Genomic DNA, 16,979 nt, shown 5'->3' on the forward strand with positions numbered 1-16,979 from the left:
CAAGCGCACAGGGCGTGCATCTGTGAAAGTGTTATGGCAAGGATGGCTTAAGTTACAAGCCATCCTGGAAGGCTACGATTTAGCAAAATCTCTTGAGTCAGACTTGTGATCAAGAGACAGCCAATTGGCGCCTTTATTAATACAAAACTAAGGCTTAATCACCTTTAACTTCTAAGTTAATAAACTTAACTAGCTCTTCAGGTTGCCCTACTAGCATCATAACTTGTTGGTTAATTTCCATCATAGTTTTACCTTCAGGTAGCTTTGCAGACACACTGAATGAATTTAAACCTTTAGCAAAGCTAGTTAAAGCCTCTGCAATATTTTCAGTTACAGGAGCTTGTTGTAACTGCTGCTCTAACATCATTTCCATTTGCTCTAGCGTCATGCCTTGCTTTTCAAGCTCACTTGATAGTAAGTCTTTTAACTTACTTTGGTTATTTAAGGCAAAGCTAACATTGCGCGGCTCTAACTTACTCATTGCTTGCATAACAAGTGTTTGCTGCTGTAACTCTTGCTCATAAGTAAGTGGCTGGTTACCCGCTTCTTGCTGCGCTTTACTAATCGCCAATGAAGCATCCATTAATGCTTTTGAATTAGCCAAGCCCATATCCATATTAAAACTAACAATGTCTTTTGCATCAAGCTTAACTACTACATCACTATTGCCAGACTCTTCATCGTAATCAAGTGATGAATGTAAGTCGTAACTTGCCGACGCGAGCATTTCGTTTGTATCAGCAGGTAATTTTGAAACAAAATCTTTATCAAACTGAAAGCTTTTTACATCAAATGATGTATGCGGTGATATTTTATCTGGCTCGTAACCTGTTATTTCAATGCTTTGAATATTAGCAACATTGTCGCCCTCTGGGCTTATTACTTCCATGTTTGTTATTTCTACGCTTTTTGAAATAACACTTGCCGATAAACCAGCGTATTTAAATGTAGCGCCAGTTTGCTCGCTTACTAAAGCAAGTTGCTTATCTACTTCTGCACGCACTTCTTGTGTAGCTACATAATTTGCATAGCTCACGCCACCAACACCCGCAGCTACAATCGCTGCAACTATTACTAACTTTTTCATGTTATTTCCTTATTCTATTCTTTGTGTAAACCGAGTTTTATTAAGAGTAACATTACACATTAACACCCGTAAGTATTAATTAATTAAACTAAGCAACTCATGTACTGTTTTAACTGGGGTAATTTTAGCGCCCAGCCCTTCCATCGACTTATGGTAATTACGAAATGGAATATATATTTCTGTAAAACCATGTTGTGCTGCTTCTTTAACACGTGGCACACCACTATCAATTGGGCGTACATCGCCGTTTAAGCTGAGTTCGCCCATAATACACGTGGTACGTGGCACAACAAATTCATTTAAGCTGCTAAGTAGCGCGGTAACCAATGCTAAATCGATACAAGTTTCTGTTTCATCTATTCTTAGGCCACCCACAATATTAAAAAACGTATCGTGGAATATTTTGGTTTTAGTGTGTTTTCGTAATATACCGGTCAGCATTTTTATGCGGTTCATGTTTAAACCAACGCAAACACGCTGCGGAAATTCCGCCTCGGTTTCGGTAGTTAAACATTGAATTTCAAGTAGTAAATTTCGATTCCCTTTACGGATACAGGTAATTGTAGAGCCTGGCGAGTCGGTTGTAGACCCCGATAAAAATATTTCGCTCGGGTTATCAACGCTTAACATCCCACGTTCGCACATTTTAAAAATGCCAACGGTATCTATATCACCAAAGCGGTTTTTATTTGCCCTAAGGGTTCGAATTTGCCCATCGTTGGTGTCTATGTGTAAAAGCGCATCGACAATATGTACAAGTGTTTGAGGACCTGCTATTTCGTTATTTTTATTTACATGAGCAATAATGAACATGGTTACATCATTTTGCTTACAGTATTGAGTCAATGCTTGGGCGGCGCTTTTTACTTGCGAAGGGGAACCTGGGCTACCATTTGCCGTTTCGGTTACAACCGCTTGAATAGAGTCAATAACAGCAAACTTAATTTTATTTTTCTCGAGCTCTTCAATGATGGTTTCAACACTGGTTTCTGAAAGTAAATAAAGCTCGTCAGGGTTATAGTTTAACTTTAAACGATTTACCCTGTTTTTAAACTGCGATAATGACTCCTCGGCCGTACAGTAAAGTGACGGCATACGTTGTGACATTCTCGCTACTAGGTCAGATAGCAATGTTGTTTTACCAGCACCTGGATCACCCGAAATTATATTAACAGAGCCGGTAGTTACACCACCGCTTAGCACACGATCGAGCTCGCCAATTTCTGTCAGCTGTTTTTCTGCCTCTGACGTAGCAATATCATTAATTTTTTTAGAGCCGCCACCAGCACCGCCAGCATAACCACCTACATTTGCTCGAACTGACGCTTTTTTACTCTGCCCTGCTGAAGGTTTAAATTCTGCTAATGTGTTCCACGCACCGCAGCGGCATTGACCCTGCCAACGTGGGTAGTTCATGCCACATTCTGTACACACAAACTCTATTTTTGCCGCTTTAGTCATTTATAACCTTATCTACGATTCTCTAATTTTAAAAACATTTACTGTTAATAACTTATTTTGCCACTTCAAGCATTTACTTAGCAACAAACTCTTGCCTGCGTAAAAATCTAGCGTCACAATCATTAAATACACATGGTGTTTCTTTTTAGCTATAATTTAGGGCATACTTTTTGCTTTGAAATAGTTTAAAGTAACTTGCCAACAAAATGGCATATAACACATAATAACAAGAGCTAAACAGTAGTAACTAAAATAATTGTACCTATATTAATAACATAGCGCGATTTAACGTTTATTGAACTTCTAATAAATGGACTTAACAGTATACCTACTTTTTCAATTAGACGGTGATGGTTTTATAAATGGCTGATGACATAATGCTCAAACACGAAGACCTCGTGAATGAGTTAAAAACATATTTAGGCAATGCTAAATTTGACCTGATTTTCAAATCAAAAACCGCTGGGTTAACCAAACCTGAGCAATTTTTGATGAAAATGGAAATGTCACGCTTATCTCAGCCAGTGGCACGCTTTGTTGATCTTCGTGGATTAGTGACGGGCCAAGTAAAACCGTATGAGCATAACGGCAAACAGCACTTTATGGATGACACAGCCATTGAAGTGTTTGAAAAAGCACTTAAACAGCATGGTGAATATACCCTAGCCGTTTACGAAGCCGTAATGAATACAGAAAATAACCACCGCGTATTACAAAAACAAGCCGCCGAAAAATCAGAACTACAAGAATCAGAAAGTAACTTAAGCACTGAAGTAATTAAGTTTGCCTCTTACGAGAGCCGCCGTGAAGAACGGATGAATTACTCAATAAAAGTAACTATTGATTACAAAGATAAAAAGAACATTGCTGCTAGCACCTCAGATATATCTTTAAGCGGTTGTAAAGTTAAGCTTGCAACGCGCTACTCTATAAAAAAAGGTGAACTAATAGCAATGCGCTTGGTAGGCCTTGAACAAGACTTTGAACTTGGCCTAAAAAACGGTATTCAATACGAAGTTGTTGCCGTTGAAAATATCTCTCGTGAATACAACCACATTCGCTTAAAACGCACTTATATCGAAAATAACGATGCCTTTAATGACTTTTTAGAAAGCTTTATTCACGGTAATAAACGTCGTTATAAAGTAAATTTAGATAACACGCTCGATGCTGTAGTATCAAAGGGGTATGAGCAATACTACATCCCTCGTGTAACGTCTTTATATGTATTTTTAAGCAAAAAAGATGAACAGTATTACCCAAGCCTTAGCCTTACTACTGAAAATAATATTTTTATCCAGCGCTATTTTACCGATGAAAGAAAAACACCGTGTTTGTACAATATACTCAATCATCAGCGCATTACACAATTACTAACCCAAATTACCGCGGTCAAAGAAGATTACCTCTATACATTTACACATATATCATCGGGTAAAATTTACTATTACTCTGCGACACGAACTGAGCTAAATAATAACCCTAAATTACGTGATCTATTTTTAGGTTTTGGTAGCCAAAAAGAAAGTTGGCAGTGCTTTAAAATACAAATAATGCCAAGTCATCCAGATGATTCTTTTATACCGCTTTCATTACCTAATAGTGCTGGCGCTAATATTGAAAAACTCAACAAGCCGCCTTCCCCTCGAGTTAAAGGCCTTATAAAAGACGTTAAATATATTGTTGTACTTACAAGTATTGGCAATAAAACAGAGCAAGCAGATTATAAACAACTTACTTTTGATAAAGCGTTAGTAAATCAGCTTAAACATTTTGGCCACGCAAAACATAAAACGCCACCTTATTTAGATATTGTGCCACTTGAATACGTAAATTTACGCTCGCATAAGCGCTACCTTTATAAAACACCGGTTAGCGTCACTATTAATGATGAAGTATTTAACGGTTATACACGTGACTTTTCTGTAATGGGTTTGCAATTAGAGTGCGAGCAACCAGTCACATTTAAAAAAGGTGATATAGTACTTTTAACATTTCCTGAGCTTCAAAAAATAACTAAAAAGCATAAACTTAGCGAACTAAAGTACGAAATAATGGCCATTAGTAAGTCATTCACTACTATTAACCTAAAAGCGAATCGTGTTGCTGATTTACCCCATGCTGGCGTGACTTTTTTCACTCAGTTAATAGAAGGGAATAAAGACAAACTTAAAGTATCTGAAGAAGCGCCAAAAGTAGAAGGCTTATCTACCGCACTTAGAAATATGGTTACAAAAAGTGTATGCCAATTTCCGCTGTATTTACACAAAGAAGCTGCACACTTTAAAACAGGTGCAATTGGTTATGGCTTATACGCCAGTCCTATGCATGTTATTTTGCAAAACTTTGGCTTATTAGGTAACAAAACTGACTTTTCGAGTATTCTTACCGAAGAGCAAATTATTAATGTAATAACGCCTAATATTAAAGATCGCAGTCGCCAAGATGCACCGCTTGCTTTTACACTCGCTATTAATTTCGACCCTCGTAAGGGTAAAATTGAAGAAGCTATTGTTAGCCAATGCGCTTTAGGTGAAGACTACTCAAGCTTTTATAAACAAATTAGTAAAGGCATTACATCACAACTTATATTTGTGATGCGTTTGTATATTTCGCGCACAGGTCGCCCCGATACTGACTACCTATCTAATGAGCTTAAATACGTAAGCCAATATGCAATGCATAAAGCAAAAGATTTAGAAGAAGCATTATGGGCTGTTGCAGGCGTGGGGGACGTAGTAGATATAACTGAAGAAGCTCTAAGCCATTTAGAGCTTAAAAAAGAGCAAGTTGAACAAATGGGCCGCCGTAAACTAATTTGGTTAAACCGCTTACGCTAAGCGGTTTAACTTAAACAACTTTAAAGAGCGGGCTCTTTATCTAACGGAATAGCCAACATATACAGCAATTGCAATAATGACCCTTCACAAATAGCCGCTTGTGCTTGCTCAACTACTTTAGGTTTGCCATGCACTGCTACACCTAGGCCAGCTTTAGCCATCATTACTAAATCGTTTGCGCCATCGCCAATAGCAACTGTTTGCGACTTCTCAAGCCCTAGTTTATGTTGTAACGACTCTAGAATAATTGCTTTTTGTTGTGCATCTACAATTGTACCCAGTACTTTACCTGTTAGTTTATCGTCTTTAAACTCGAGTACATTAGCGTGCACTTCATCTAAATTAATAAGCTCTTGAACGCGCTCTGCAAACGGTACAAAACCACCTGATGCAATTGCTAAATACCAGTCATGCTGTTTTAGAATTTGACACAGCACTTTAATACCCGGCATGAGTGGCAATACACTTTTTAGCTCTTCAATTAAGCTTTTTTCAATACCAGCCAGTTTAGCTACGCGCTGATTTAAACTCTCGCTAAAATCAAGTTTACCCGCCATTGCAAGTGCGGTTACAGAGGCAACTTCGTCGTAAACATCCGCAAGGCGTGCTATTTCGTCTATGCACTCAATAGTTATTGCAGTTGAATCCATATCCATAACCAATAAACCAGGCTCATATAAATTAGGCGCAGTAGCAACTTGCACTAATTGACAATCTAGGGTGTTTGAAAACTCTTGTAGCACTAACGGGTTTATAGCTTGATCGGAGTTTTGCACGTAAAAACACAGTGCTGGAGCTAACCCTAAATCTGGTTGATATTGACATATAGCACTGACTGTTTGGTTATGCGTAGCTAAAAAATCAATAATGCTAACAATGTGTTTTTCTTCAAAATCACCCGCAAATGCGATGCTAAATAACCCTAATGCTTTGTTTGGTATATAATCAAGAGGTGTAAATACACCACCACTATAGCTAAACCATTTATTTAGAGTTAAGTGTTGTAATGGTTGCTCAGCAGCTTGCTGTGCCATGTTGATTTGCGACATGGGATCTCCGTGTTTATTTTTATTTTCCTGATAATTGGCATATCATAACTGGTATTCTCAACACTAAATTCGCCATCAGGTGGGGTTTAAGGTTATAGTTAGTGTAGTTGTAACATCAAATCAAAATGCTGTCAGTAGCATAAACGGTGACTATGAAAAATAACCATATTAAAAACCCTATTACTGCTTCTCAAAGAAAACGACTTGTTCGCTTAATACTAGCGGCTGGTTGTTTTGTATTACTAAGCTGGGTAGGTGTTAATAGTAGTTTTCAGAGTCATCAGTTACTTTATGATAGTGCCGATAGCACGGCAAAAAGCCTCACTCAGTTTATGGCTTTAAATGTTAAAACACCGCTTATTGAAAAAAACAAACCACAGCTCAACGCCATTTGTAACGATATAAGTAAAGATGAATTTGTACTTTCTGCGACTATTTATGATCAACAAGGCATTTTAATTGCTAGCAGTGACAATTGGCAGTCACATCATATTTATGGACAACTCCCTGACTCTACACCGGGTATTAGTAAACTAAAAACACCTTTTATGGAACCCGTGATAAGCGATGATGACCGCCCTATAGGCTTTGTGTCTGTTACTTATTTAACTCGCGCCGCAATATCCGACAGCCATAATCATTTTCATGACTTAGGTCGACAGGTACTATTAATGCTAGTGATTGCATGTATTTTTACGTGGCAATTAGGCCGAGGATTAAAACGTTGGCAGGTAAATCGCTATATGCAAAAAACATCTGAACAAGAATCGTAAAGCTGCTTTGCAAGCGTCCCTCTTTCACTATGTGGCTTTAAATCACATAACGCGTTAAATACATCAGGTATATGCAGTGGCGTGTTAACTTCACCTTGATGACCGCTTAACGGCATTGAAGGTGAGTCGGTTTCAAGTACTAAGTGCTCTGGCTCAATAGCAGCAATAACAGCGCGTGTTTTAACTGCGCGATCATAGGTAATAACACCGCCTATGCCAAGCTTAAAACCCTGCTTAATATAGTACTGCGCTTGTTGAAGTGAGCCCGAAAAGGCATGAATCACTCCCCCGTTTTTTGGCTTACACCGCTTAAACGATTGCGCAATTAAATCATGGCTTTGCCTATGATGCACAATGAGCGGTAAGTTAAACTCATTAGAAAGCCCTATTTGCTGCTCAAATAAATAAGTTTGTTTAGGAAGGTTTTCAATACTTCGATCAAGCCCGCACTCCCCAATAGCTACCAACTGATGCTTATTTGCAGTCGCGAATTCAAATAGCGCTTCTATGTGCGATTCTTTATGTTGCTCTAAAAAGTAAGGATGTAGCCCTGCGGCTATTTTTATACTTGGGTAAGTTGCTTTGAGTTTTATGAGAGTATGCGATTGAGCAAGCGTAATACCCGGCACAACAAACTGACTAACTCCCTTTGCTACACACTCGTTTATGAGCGATTCACGATTCGAATCAAACTCGCTAAAGTCGAGGTGGCAATGAGAGTCAATAAATTGCACGGTTACTTACTCATCTATTTATTAAGGATTTAAGCGCGTAACTTGCCAGCTATTATTTGCTTGACGCTGGTACATAAAGCGGTCATGCAAACGATGCGCCCCACCTTGCCAAAACTCAATTTTAGTGGGTACTACACAATATCCGCCCCAAAAATCAGGTAATGGAATTTCACCTTTAGCAAACTTACTTTTCATGTTGGCGAAGGTTTCCATGAGTACTTTACGTGATGACACCGGACGACTTTGCGCTGACGCCCACGCCGCTAATTGGCTTTCTTTAGGACGAGATAGAAAGTACTTTGCCACGGCAGATGTAGGCAATGGTTTAGCCTCGCCATATACAATAACTTGGCGTTCCATGTGGTGCCACGGAAAGTGCAGCGATATTTTGTTATTACCTTTAAGCTCTTGCGCTTTACGCGAACCTGTATTGGTAAAAAATACAAAACCGTTATCATCCAGATGCTTTAAAAGCACAATGCGCTGTGAAGGTTGACCGGTTTCATCAACGGTTGCTACGACCATTGCTGTTGGATCGGGTAGTTTGCTTGCTACCGCATGCTCAAGCCATGTTTCAAACTGCTTAAACGGATCATCTTGCAAGTTATCTTCGCTTAACGCGTCTTGCAGGTATTCACGACGGATATCTTCGAGTTTCATAACAAATCCTTTAAATAAAGCCTTAGAAAAGAGCTTAGAGTAGCGAGCTTAAAACAATGGATGTTGAGTAGTAACAAATATTAAGATTCAGGTGTATGCGATAACAATAACACCGAGCCTCGGGTGTATTCGATAGCAGTAAACATAGAGTCTCAGGTGTATCGTTGGGTTTCGTTTCACTCAACCTACAACGTAAACTACACAACTCAGATATCTGCAAGTGTAGAAGTGCTGACAAGACGGAGTGCTTTTTTATGCCAAGGAGCATACATTTAGTATGTGACTTAGGCTAAAAAAGCACGACAACGCAGTCAAAGCGAACTACACGCAGCAGAAGGTGATTACATTTGCTCCATAACTTCAATACCTAGCAAATCCAATCCCGTTTCTAATGTTTTAGAAACCAAATTACACAGCACTAAACGGCTATCGCGCACGCTTGGCTCTACGCCCTCTTTAAGTACTGGGCAGGCTTCGTAAAATGTCATGTATAAGCTTGCTAGCTCATATAAGTAACCACATAGTACGTGCGGTGTTGCTTCGCTGATCATTAAATCAAGTACTTCTTCAAGCTGTAGTAGCTTAAGTGCTAGTGCTTTTTCTTGAGGCTCAATAATTGCAACATCTGAATTTAATGTAGCTGCATCAACGCCTGATTTGCGGAAAATACTGCGTATACGTGTATAAGCATATTGTAAATAAGGAGCGGTTGCGCCTTCAAAGCTTAGCATGCTGTCCCAGTTAAAAATGTAATCGCTGGTACGGTGCTTAGAAAGGTCGGCGTATTTAACTGCGCCAATACCTACTTTACGTGCAATCTCGCTGCGATCGCTATCACTTAAATCCGATTCACGTTCAGCTAGTTTTGCAGCTGCACGGTTAATTGATTCTTCTAATAAGTCAGCAAGTTTTACTGTGCCGCCAGTACGTGTTTTAAATGGTTTGTTATCAGCGCCCATCATGGTGCCAAACGGACAAAACTCGTAACTTGTTTCGTCTCGTAATAAACCTGCTTTACGCGCTGTAAGCTCTACTTGATTAAAGTGTAGATTTTGACGTGCATCTACAAAAATTAAGATACGATCAGCACCTAATTTATTTGAACGATAATCACATGCCGCTAAATCGGTTGTTGCATATAAAAAACCACCGCCAGATTTTTGTACGATAAACGCAGAAGGTTCACCATCTTTGTTGGCAAGTTCATCTAAAAACACAACTTGCGCGCCTTGCGACTCTACTGCAATATTTTTATCTTTAAGTAGGCTAATAATATCGTTAAGTTCTGCGTTGTATGCGCTTTCAGCCATAATATCAGCTTGAGTAAGTGTTACATTTAAACGCTTGTATACTTCTTCAGAATGCTTAACTGAGGTAGCTATAAACAGTTTCCAAAGTTTTTCACAGTGCGCATCGCCGCCTTGTAATTTAACAACGTAATTACGTGCTTTATCAGCAAAGCCTTCTTCGTCGTCAAAGCGTTTTTTAGCATCGCGATAAAAGGTTTCTAAATCAGCAAGCGCTACAGAATCTAAATCAACACCTTCGCTAATTTGATCTTCTAAATGCGCGATTAACATACCAAATTGCGTGCCCCAATCACCCATGTGATTTTGACGTACAACCGTGTCGCCTCTAAATTCAAGCGCACGCACAATTGAGTCACCAATAATGGTTGAACGTAAATGGCCTACGTGCATTTCTTTAGCAAGGTTTGGTGATGAATAGTCAACAACCACTTTTTGCGGGTTAGCATGCTCGTTTACAGCAAGCTTTGCATCACTGTTAGCTGCTTTAACGCTTTGCGCTAAAAACTCAGGTTTTAAATGAATATTAATAAAACCAGGGCCCGCAATTTCAGTCTTTTGAGCAATATCGCTTACATCAAGATTATCTATAATTTTTTGCGCAAGCTCACGTGGATTGCTTTTCATTTTTTTAGCCGCGCCCATTGCTGCATTAATTTGGTAATCACCAAATTGTGGACGTGTGCTTTGTGTTACTGCTGGGTTTGTATCTTCAGGTAAGCCTGCGCCCGCCATTGCGGCAATGGCTTTTTCGATTAAAATAGTACGAATATTCATATTTTTTACCTTTGTAAGCCCGCCAAAGCAGGCTTTCAGTTAACTGTAGTCAGTCGATTCTAGTTTTCGCGAGTGTGGTTAAATGTCACTTCTGGGTAACGCTCTACCGATAAATTAAGATTTACACGGCTCGGCGCAATGTAAGTTAAGTTATCGCCACCATCGAGTGCTAAATTACTTTCGCACTTGCGCTTAAAGTCTTCAAACTTTTTCACATCGTCGCTGCTTACCCAACGCGCTGTATTTACGTTTACACCTTCGTAAATAGCATCTACGTTATATTCGGCTTTTAAGCGCGCTACAACTACATCAAACTGAAGTACACCTACCGCGCCCACAATTAAATCGTTGTTTATAAGCGGTCTAAATACTTGCACAGCACCTTCTTCAGAAAGCTGTACTAAGCCTTTTAATAATTGCTTTTGCTTAAGTGGATCGCGAAGACGAATACGGCGGAATAATTCAGGCGCAAAGTTAGGGATACCGCTAAATTTAAGTTTTTCGCCTTGTGTGAACGTATCACCAATTTGAATGGTACCGTGGTTATGCAAACCAATAATATCGCCCGCGTAAGCGTCAGCTGCGCGTTCACGATCGCCCGCCATAAAGGTTACCGCATCAGAAATGCTCACTTGCTTGCCAATTCGCACGTGATTCATTTTCATGCCTTGGCTGTACTTACCCGATACAATACGCATAAATGCAATACGGTCACGGTGTTTAGGGTCCATGTTGGCCTGAATTTTAAATACAAAACCAGTAAAGTTTTCTTCAGTTGCAACAATAAGTCTGTCTTCGGTTTCACGAGGCAGTGGCGTTGGTGCCCATTTAGTTAAACCATCTAAAACGTGGTCAACACCAAAGTTACCAAGTGCGGTACCGTAATAAACTGGCGAAAGCTCACCGGCTAAAAACAGATCTAAATCAAATTCGTTTGATGCGCCAATAACAAGCTCAAGCTCATCGCGTAATTGCGCAGCTAAATCTTCACCAATGGCAATATCAAGTTCTGGGTTATCAAGACCTTTAATGGTACGAACTTCTTGAATTTTATGACCCTGACCTGTTTTGTATAAAACAGCTTCGTCATTATGAATGTGATAAACACCTTTGAACTCTTTACCACAGCCAATTGGCCAAGTAATGGGTGCACAGGCAATATTTAGCTCTGTTTCAACTTCGTCAAGCACTTCCATTGGGTCGCGAATTTCACGGTCACATTTATTCATAAACGTAACAATTGGCGTTGTACGCAGGCGTGTAACTTCCATTAGCTTACGGGTACGATCTTCTACACCCTTTGCCGCATCAATAACCATTAAACACGAATCTACCGCAGTTAATGTGCGGTAAGTATCTTCCGAGAAATCTTCATGTCCTGGAGTATCAAGTAAATTAACAAGTGCGTTGTTATATGGAAACTGCATTACAGAGGTAGTAACAGATATACCACGCTCTTTTTCCATTTCCATCCAGTCAGACTTTGCATGTTGGTTAGAACCACGGCCTTTTACGGTACCGGCTCGTTGAATCGCTTGTCCGAATAACAATACTTTTTCGGTAATGGTTGTTTTACCAGCATCTGGGTGAGAGATGATAGCAAAGGTTCGTCGTTTATTAATTTCGCTAAGGAGATTTTGATCTGCCATTAAAAAAGTTCTTTTAGTTTGTATACGGATATTATCCACTTTAAGTATGCTGAGCTTTCAAGGCTTAAATAATACCAATTGCATTAAATTAGCGTTCTATTATAGCGATAATAAAATAGCGCAATAACAAGGCGAAATTATCACATAGACTTATTCTCTATGAATAATTTTTAACGTAGTTAGTGAGTTATTTAATACGCTAGAACGATCTTGTTTTAATAAAATTGGTATAGAGCAACCTCGAAAGCTCAACACACCATCAGAAAAGCCCTAAATTGGCCCTTCACATGCGATCCGTTATGTTAATCGTAATTGAAGACTATTTTCGCTGATCTTGGCCTTATAAACAATCAATGGTTGATTATTAGCTGATCTTTTTTATTAATATGGATTTTGGGAAGCCTAACTGCAAATGAGGTACAAAAAATCAGTAATAAGCCAAATAAATAGGATCTGCATACAATGCACCAAGCCTCTGCACACCATTAGAATTATTAAGCATTGCTTGAGAATATAACCTAGTGGCTCGGCTAACGGCCCTGCGTTAGCCCATCTGGTATTTGTAACTAAGAGTTAATTAGATAATTCAATTTTAAGTGATAGCACTTATCTTTAAAAAATGACTTTGAAAGATGTAAATCTATGTAAATTTATGTAAACTTTTTTGAACAATAAAATAACAGTTATAAGTATGTAACTTATTAAATTAAAATAACTTAATAAAATAAAAAAACACCAATACAGAGCTAAATACCATGCAACTACTGATTGTAATTTAGCCACCAAGACCGCCACAAGCTTGTGTAATAAAGTCGTAACGCATATTATTGATAGATTGCATGGAGGATAAGTCGTTTGGTCATGAAAACCAGTAAGTTAAGTATTAGATTATTATGGTATATAACACCCCTTGTTATTCTACCGCTGCTATTTTTAGGTGGCTTTACGCTCACCAATGTAACTAATTCAACACAAAAACAAGCTGATTTAATAATGAGCCGTTTTGTTGAGCAACAACAGCAAAAAATATTTAACTATATCGACTCTTTTCACTCTACTGCAAAACTACTTTCAACCTCGCCAGTACTTAGTGATTTTTTAGCAAATGACATTCGTGCCAACGGTAATTACACCCGAAAACTTGGCGCGCTTATGGATGTATTTGCCAGTTACAGTGAAGCTTATCCCGATATAATTAGCATTAATTTAGTTTCAGCCAGTGGGAAAAGCGATGCCTACTACTCTAACAACCTAACAACAGCGCCTAAAAGCTACCCGTTTTTTAATCAAGTATTGCAAAGTAATTTAAGTAAACAGCAATTTATGATTCAAAAGGATGATGGCACCACTAGTTTATATTTTATTCAACGAATTTATAGTGTTGATTACTATTTAAAACGACCACAGCAGCTTGGTTTTATTGTAATACATATAGAACCTTCAATACTAAACTCTAGTATTTTAGAAGCGCCATATAACAACACGCTTAATTTAATGTTGACTAAAGACGGGAAGATTTTATTTAGCTCCGATTATAATATGCGTGGCCAATACATAAGCGAGTACGAACTTAATCAAGTGCACGACCTCGCTGATATCGGCATGCTTTCAACCATTGAACTCTCAAGCATAGACAAAATAGAGCGAATGATTTTTGCAGTGCAAATGCCCGGCGGATATTATTACGTATCGACCATTCCCAAAGGGGTGCTTTATCAATCAGGTAAAGCCATAAGTTTAATAACAGGCTTAATTGTTATTATTTCGGTGATCACCCTGCCAATATTAATTTTTGTAGTGGTCCGTAATTTATTACTTAACCCAATTGAGTTACTCGGGGCTGCGAGTCATCGTGTTGGTGATGGCGATTTGTCGGTGCACTTACCAGCTCATACAAATGATGAAGTAGGTGTTTTATTTAACGACTTTAACCACATGGTTAATCAAATAAGGCACTACCAACAACAGCTTGAAGAATACAAACACCACCTTGAAGATAAAGTGGAAAGTCGTACCCAAGCACTTGAAGCTATGAACAGCCAACTTGAGTTAGCTATTGGCCAAGCTGAGCAAGCTAATCAACTTAAGAGTCGTTTTTTAGCTAACATGAGTCACGAAATACGCACGCCGCTCACGGCCATTATGGGCTTTACAGAGCAGTTACTACATAACGATAAAGTAGCGAATGACAAACAACACCTAAGCACTATTTTACGTAATTCCAAACACTTACTAGAGTTAATAAATAACATACTCGATTTATCTAAAATTGAAGCTGAAAAGCTGGCTGTTGATTTGTCAGCGTTAAACGTAGTGCAGCTTGTGCACGACATTGAATCAATTATTCAACCACTGGCACAAGAAAAACAATTAACCCTTAATATCGACTATCAACTGCCGCTACCCCGCACCATTTATAGTGATGTGACCCGCTTAAAACAAATACTTATAAACATTGCTAATAACGCTGTTAAATTTACCGAAAATGGCAGCGTGTCTATTTGTGTGCATTATTTACAAGCAAGTCAAAAGCTAGAGTTTGTAATTAAAGATACTGGTATTGGTATGTCTGAGCATCAAATAGAACGTGTATTTAAGCCGTTTGAACAAGCCGATGCCACAACTACACGTCGTTTTGGTGGTACAGGTCTTGGGTTGTGTATTTCTAAAAACTTAGCACTCTTGCTTGGTGGCGATGTAAACCTTGAAAGTGAAGTGGGTGTAGGTAGCCGAGTTACAATTAGGGTGGCATGTCAGCTATCTGATGATCAACCAATGCTTGATTTTTTAACGCAAGAAAGCCAGTTAATACCAGAGAAAGACCCTCTCTTATCGTTTGCAACCAATAGCTTCGACGCCAATATATTAGTGGCTGAGGATAACCCAGATAACCAACTATTAATTAAATTATTACTGCAAACCTGGGGCCTTGAACCCGATATTGCCAGTAATGGCGCACAAGCTGTAGAAATGGCGCTCGTAAACGACTACCAACTTATTATTATGGATATGCAAATGCCTGTAATGGGCGGATTAGAAGCGACTAAAATGCTTCGTCATGCAGCGTATGATGGCCCTATCATTGCCCTTACTGCCAATGTAATGAACCATGATATAGGCACTTATCTAGAAGCTGGTTGCGACAAAGCACTGGCTAAACCCATTGATAAAGATGCTCTGGAAAACGTACTCGTAAGCTACCTGCATCTTGAAAAAGATAATAAAAATAAATGGGATAGCCTATTAAAGAGCGAAAAGTTTCAGCAAATTACCGATAATTACTTAGCTAACTTACCTACATATTTAGAAGAAGTTAAAGCTTTGCAGCATTGTGATGATTGGGAAGCATTAAGAGGTATAGCGCACAGTGTTAAAGGCAGTTCTGGATGCTTTAGCTTTGATGAAATTTACCATAGCGCTGCGGCACTTGAAGAGAACTTAAAAAGTAACAATAAAGTACCAAGAGACGAGCTGGTAAATGATTTAATAGCAGCCATTGAGCAAGCAATTAGCGACAAAGTAACCTAAAAAGTAAACTTACAAAACGGTACAAATGCAGTACTTTAGCGCCTCTATATTTTAAATGCTAATTACCGACTTTAATTATGAAAAGTTTAAACCTAGCGCCATACCCATTAAAATAGCGTCTTCAAAGCCATTTTTAGCAGGGTTATCACTTGGGTAGTAGTTTTTACGCACTGACATCTCAGCAAAGCCTGCGCGCTCGTACAGCGCAATAGCACGCGTATTTGATTCGCGAACTTCTAAAAAGAGGTTTTCAGCATTTTGCTGCTCACCATATTCAATAAACTGCGCTAACAACTGCCTTGCAATACCCTTACCCTGGTGACTTGGTGTTACACAAATATCCATAAGTGTAAAATCAGGCCCTGCTTTTTCACCAATATAAAAACCAATCATGCTCGCCTCATCAAATGCGGCAACATTAAAATAGCGCCCGCCTATACATGAACCCATTGTATTTAAAGTCCACGGATGGCTATGACACGCTGTTTCGATGGCCATTAATTGAGGTATTGCAGTTTCATCTACTGATTTAAAGTTTATCAAGGTATTCACTCATTAAAGCCCATAAAGCACGCTTCTCAGAGGCGCTGAGCTGTGGGGTTGGCAATGTAAGCTTATTGTCGTTTAATTGCATCTCACAGCCCTGTACAACGCTATTTATAATAATAGGCTCTGCACTGAGTTTAATGTCTGCAAGTAGTTGCTCATTTAGCGTTAAAAAACTAGCTATCGTGCTTTGCGATAAAGTATTAGCTTGATCATTTGCTTGAGGACAATAATGTTGATTGAGTTCAAGATTTTCTATATCAAAAATAGCTGCGTAACGTGGATGCATAACAACTCAGTAGATTAGACATTTGAACAATATAAGAAGTAATAAAAACGATGTAAAGAAGAAATGGCAGGGGCGGAGAGATTCGAACTCCCAACCATCGGTTTTGGAGACCGCTGTTCTACCAATTGGAACTACGCCCCTGCAATGACGACGAATTATAGAGAAGTTTCGCCAAAGGTAAAGAGAAAAATCACTCTTTTAGTTTAACTGCTTTTTAAATAAACAAAACGGCGAATTAGCATGCTAATTCGCCGTTTTTAATCACTTAAAATTAGTTAA

The 16,979-nt window shown here is 38.9% G+C and carries 12 protein-coding genes and 1 tRNA gene; 3 read left to right on the forward strand and 10 right to left on the reverse strand.

Annotated elements, in window-relative coordinates; translation table 11 throughout:
- Positions 1 to 154: 154 nt before the first annotated feature.
- A complete protein-coding gene (locus tag I6E70_RS00005) occupies positions 155 to 1,087 on the reverse strand; it encodes a hypothetical protein (RefSeq protein ID WP_197187749.1) in 933 nt (310 codons plus the stop codon).
- Positions 1,088 to 1,162: 75 nt separating this feature from the next.
- Positions 1,163 to 2,548, reverse strand: coding sequence for a DNA repair protein RadA (gene radA / locus I6E70_RS00010; protein WP_024590039.1), 1,386 nt, complete (start codon positions 2,546 to 2,548; stop codon positions 1,163 to 1,165).
- Positions 2,549 to 2,910: 362 nt separating this feature from the next.
- On the opposite strand from radA, the gene I6E70_RS00015 reads away from it, so the two are divergent.
- The gene (locus I6E70_RS00015; protein ID WP_010553175.1) at positions 2,911 to 5,388 is read left to right on the forward strand and encodes a PilZ domain-containing protein; all 2,478 of its coding nucleotides are present in this window, start codon (positions 2,911 to 2,913) and stop codon (positions 5,386 to 5,388) included.
- A gap of 20 nt (positions 5,389 to 5,408) precedes the next feature.
- On the opposite strand, the gene serB is transcribed toward I6E70_RS00015, so the two are convergent.
- A complete protein-coding gene (serB, locus tag I6E70_RS00020) occupies positions 5,409 to 6,437 on the reverse strand; it encodes a phosphoserine phosphatase SerB (protein WP_197187750.1) in 1,029 nt (342 codons plus the stop codon).
- A gap of 152 nt (positions 6,438 to 6,589) precedes the next feature.
- On the opposite strand from serB, the gene I6E70_RS00025 reads away from it, so the two are divergent.
- Positions 6,590 to 7,210, forward strand: coding sequence for an AhpA/YtjB family protein (locus tag I6E70_RS00025; protein ID WP_007581635.1), 621 nt, complete (start codon positions 6,590 to 6,592; stop codon positions 7,208 to 7,210).
- Here I6E70_RS00025 and I6E70_RS00030 read toward each other — a convergent pair.
- The 4 genes from I6E70_RS00030 to prfC form a co-directional block, all read right to left on the reverse strand.
- Positions 7,177 to 7,944 (reverse strand): TatD family hydrolase, encoded by a 768-nt coding sequence (locus I6E70_RS00030; RefSeq protein ID WP_197187751.1) that lies wholly within the window; start codon positions 7,942 to 7,944, stop codon positions 7,177 to 7,179. The genes I6E70_RS00025 and I6E70_RS00030 overlap by 34 nt on opposite strands.
- A 21-nt stretch (positions 7,945 to 7,965) precedes the next feature.
- A complete protein-coding gene (pdxH, locus tag I6E70_RS00035) occupies positions 7,966 to 8,604 on the reverse strand; it encodes a pyridoxamine 5'-phosphate oxidase (protein ID WP_197187752.1) in 639 nt (212 codons plus the stop codon).
- A gap of 341 nt (positions 8,605 to 8,945) precedes the next feature.
- Positions 8,946 to 10,688, reverse strand: a complete 1,743-nt coding sequence (gene argS / locus I6E70_RS00040; protein ID WP_197187753.1) for an arginine--tRNA ligase — start codon at positions 10,686 to 10,688, stop codon at positions 8,946 to 8,948.
- Positions 10,689 to 10,747: 59 nt separating this feature from the next.
- Complete coding sequence (prfC, locus tag I6E70_RS00045; RefSeq protein WP_007581628.1) at positions 10,748 to 12,337, reverse strand: peptide chain release factor 3; 1,590 nt, start codon at positions 12,335 to 12,337, stop codon at positions 10,748 to 10,750.
- 861 nt (positions 12,338 to 13,198) lie between these two features.
- On the opposite strand from prfC, the gene I6E70_RS00050 reads away from it, so the two are divergent.
- Entirely contained in the window at positions 13,199 to 15,865 is a 2,667-nt protein-coding gene (locus I6E70_RS00050; protein ID WP_197187754.1) for an ATP-binding protein, read from the forward strand.
- A gap of 75 nt (positions 15,866 to 15,940) precedes the next feature.
- Here the strand turns inward: I6E70_RS00050 and rimI are convergent, their stop codons facing one another.
- The 3 genes from rimI to I6E70_RS00065 all read right to left on the reverse strand — a co-directional run bounded on the left by rimI (position 15,941) and on the right by I6E70_RS00065 (position 16,841).
- Positions 15,941 to 16,408: a ribosomal protein S18-alanine N-acetyltransferase gene (rimI, locus tag I6E70_RS00055; RefSeq protein WP_007581622.1), complete on the reverse strand. Its 468-nt coding sequence runs from the start codon at positions 16,406 to 16,408 to the stop codon at positions 15,941 to 15,943.
- Positions 16,395 to 16,700, reverse strand: coding sequence for a hypothetical protein (locus tag I6E70_RS00060; RefSeq protein WP_197187755.1), 306 nt, complete (start codon positions 16,698 to 16,700; stop codon positions 16,395 to 16,397). Before I6E70_RS00060 ends, rimI begins: the two co-directional genes overlap by 14 nt.
- 64 nt (positions 16,701 to 16,764) lie before the next feature.
- Positions 16,765 to 16,841: transfer RNA gene (locus I6E70_RS00065), tRNA-Trp, on the reverse strand.
- Between the last annotated feature and the right edge of the window lie 138 nt (positions 16,842 to 16,979).

The organism is Pseudoalteromonas sp. NGC95, assembly GCF_015864705.1.
GTDB lineage: Bacteria > Pseudomonadota > Gammaproteobacteria > Enterobacterales > Alteromonadaceae > Pseudoalteromonas > Pseudoalteromonas arctica.

Bases quoted from the DNA above. Each gene is read 5' to 3' on its own strand.
- serB (WP_197187750.1), bottom strand. From the start codon at position 6,437: ATGTCGCAAATCAACATGGCACAGCAAGCTGCTGAGCAACCATTACAA.
- I6E70_RS00015 (WP_010553175.1), top strand. From the start codon at position 2,911: ATGGCTGATGACATAATGCTCAAACACGAAGACCTCGTGAATGAGTTA.
- I6E70_RS00050 (WP_197187754.1), top strand. From the start codon at position 13,199: ATGAAAACCAGTAAGTTAAGTATTAGATTATTATGGTATATAACACCC.
- prfC (WP_007581628.1), bottom strand. From the start codon at position 12,337: ATGGCAGATCAAAATCTCCTTAGCGAAATTAATAAACGACGAACCTTT.
- radA (WP_024590039.1), bottom strand. From the start codon at position 2,548: ATGACTAAAGCGGCAAAAATAGAGTTTGTGTGTACAGAATGTGGCATG.
- argS (WP_197187753.1), bottom strand. From the start codon at position 10,688: ATGAATATTCGTACTATTTTAATCGAAAAAGCCATTGCCGCAATGGCG.
- pdxH (WP_197187752.1), bottom strand. From the start codon at position 8,604: ATGAAACTCGAAGATATCCGTCGTGAATACCTGCAAGACGCGTTAAGC.
- I6E70_RS00005 (WP_197187749.1), bottom strand. From the start codon at position 1,087: ATGAAAAAGTTAGTAATAGTTGCAGCGATTGTAGCTGCGGGTGTTGGT.
- I6E70_RS00060 (WP_197187755.1), bottom strand. From the start codon at position 16,700: ATGCATCCACGTTACGCAGCTATTTTTGATATAGAAAATCTTGAACTC.
- I6E70_RS00025 (WP_007581635.1), top strand. From the start codon at position 6,590: ATGAAAAATAACCATATTAAAAACCCTATTACTGCTTCTCAAAGAAAA.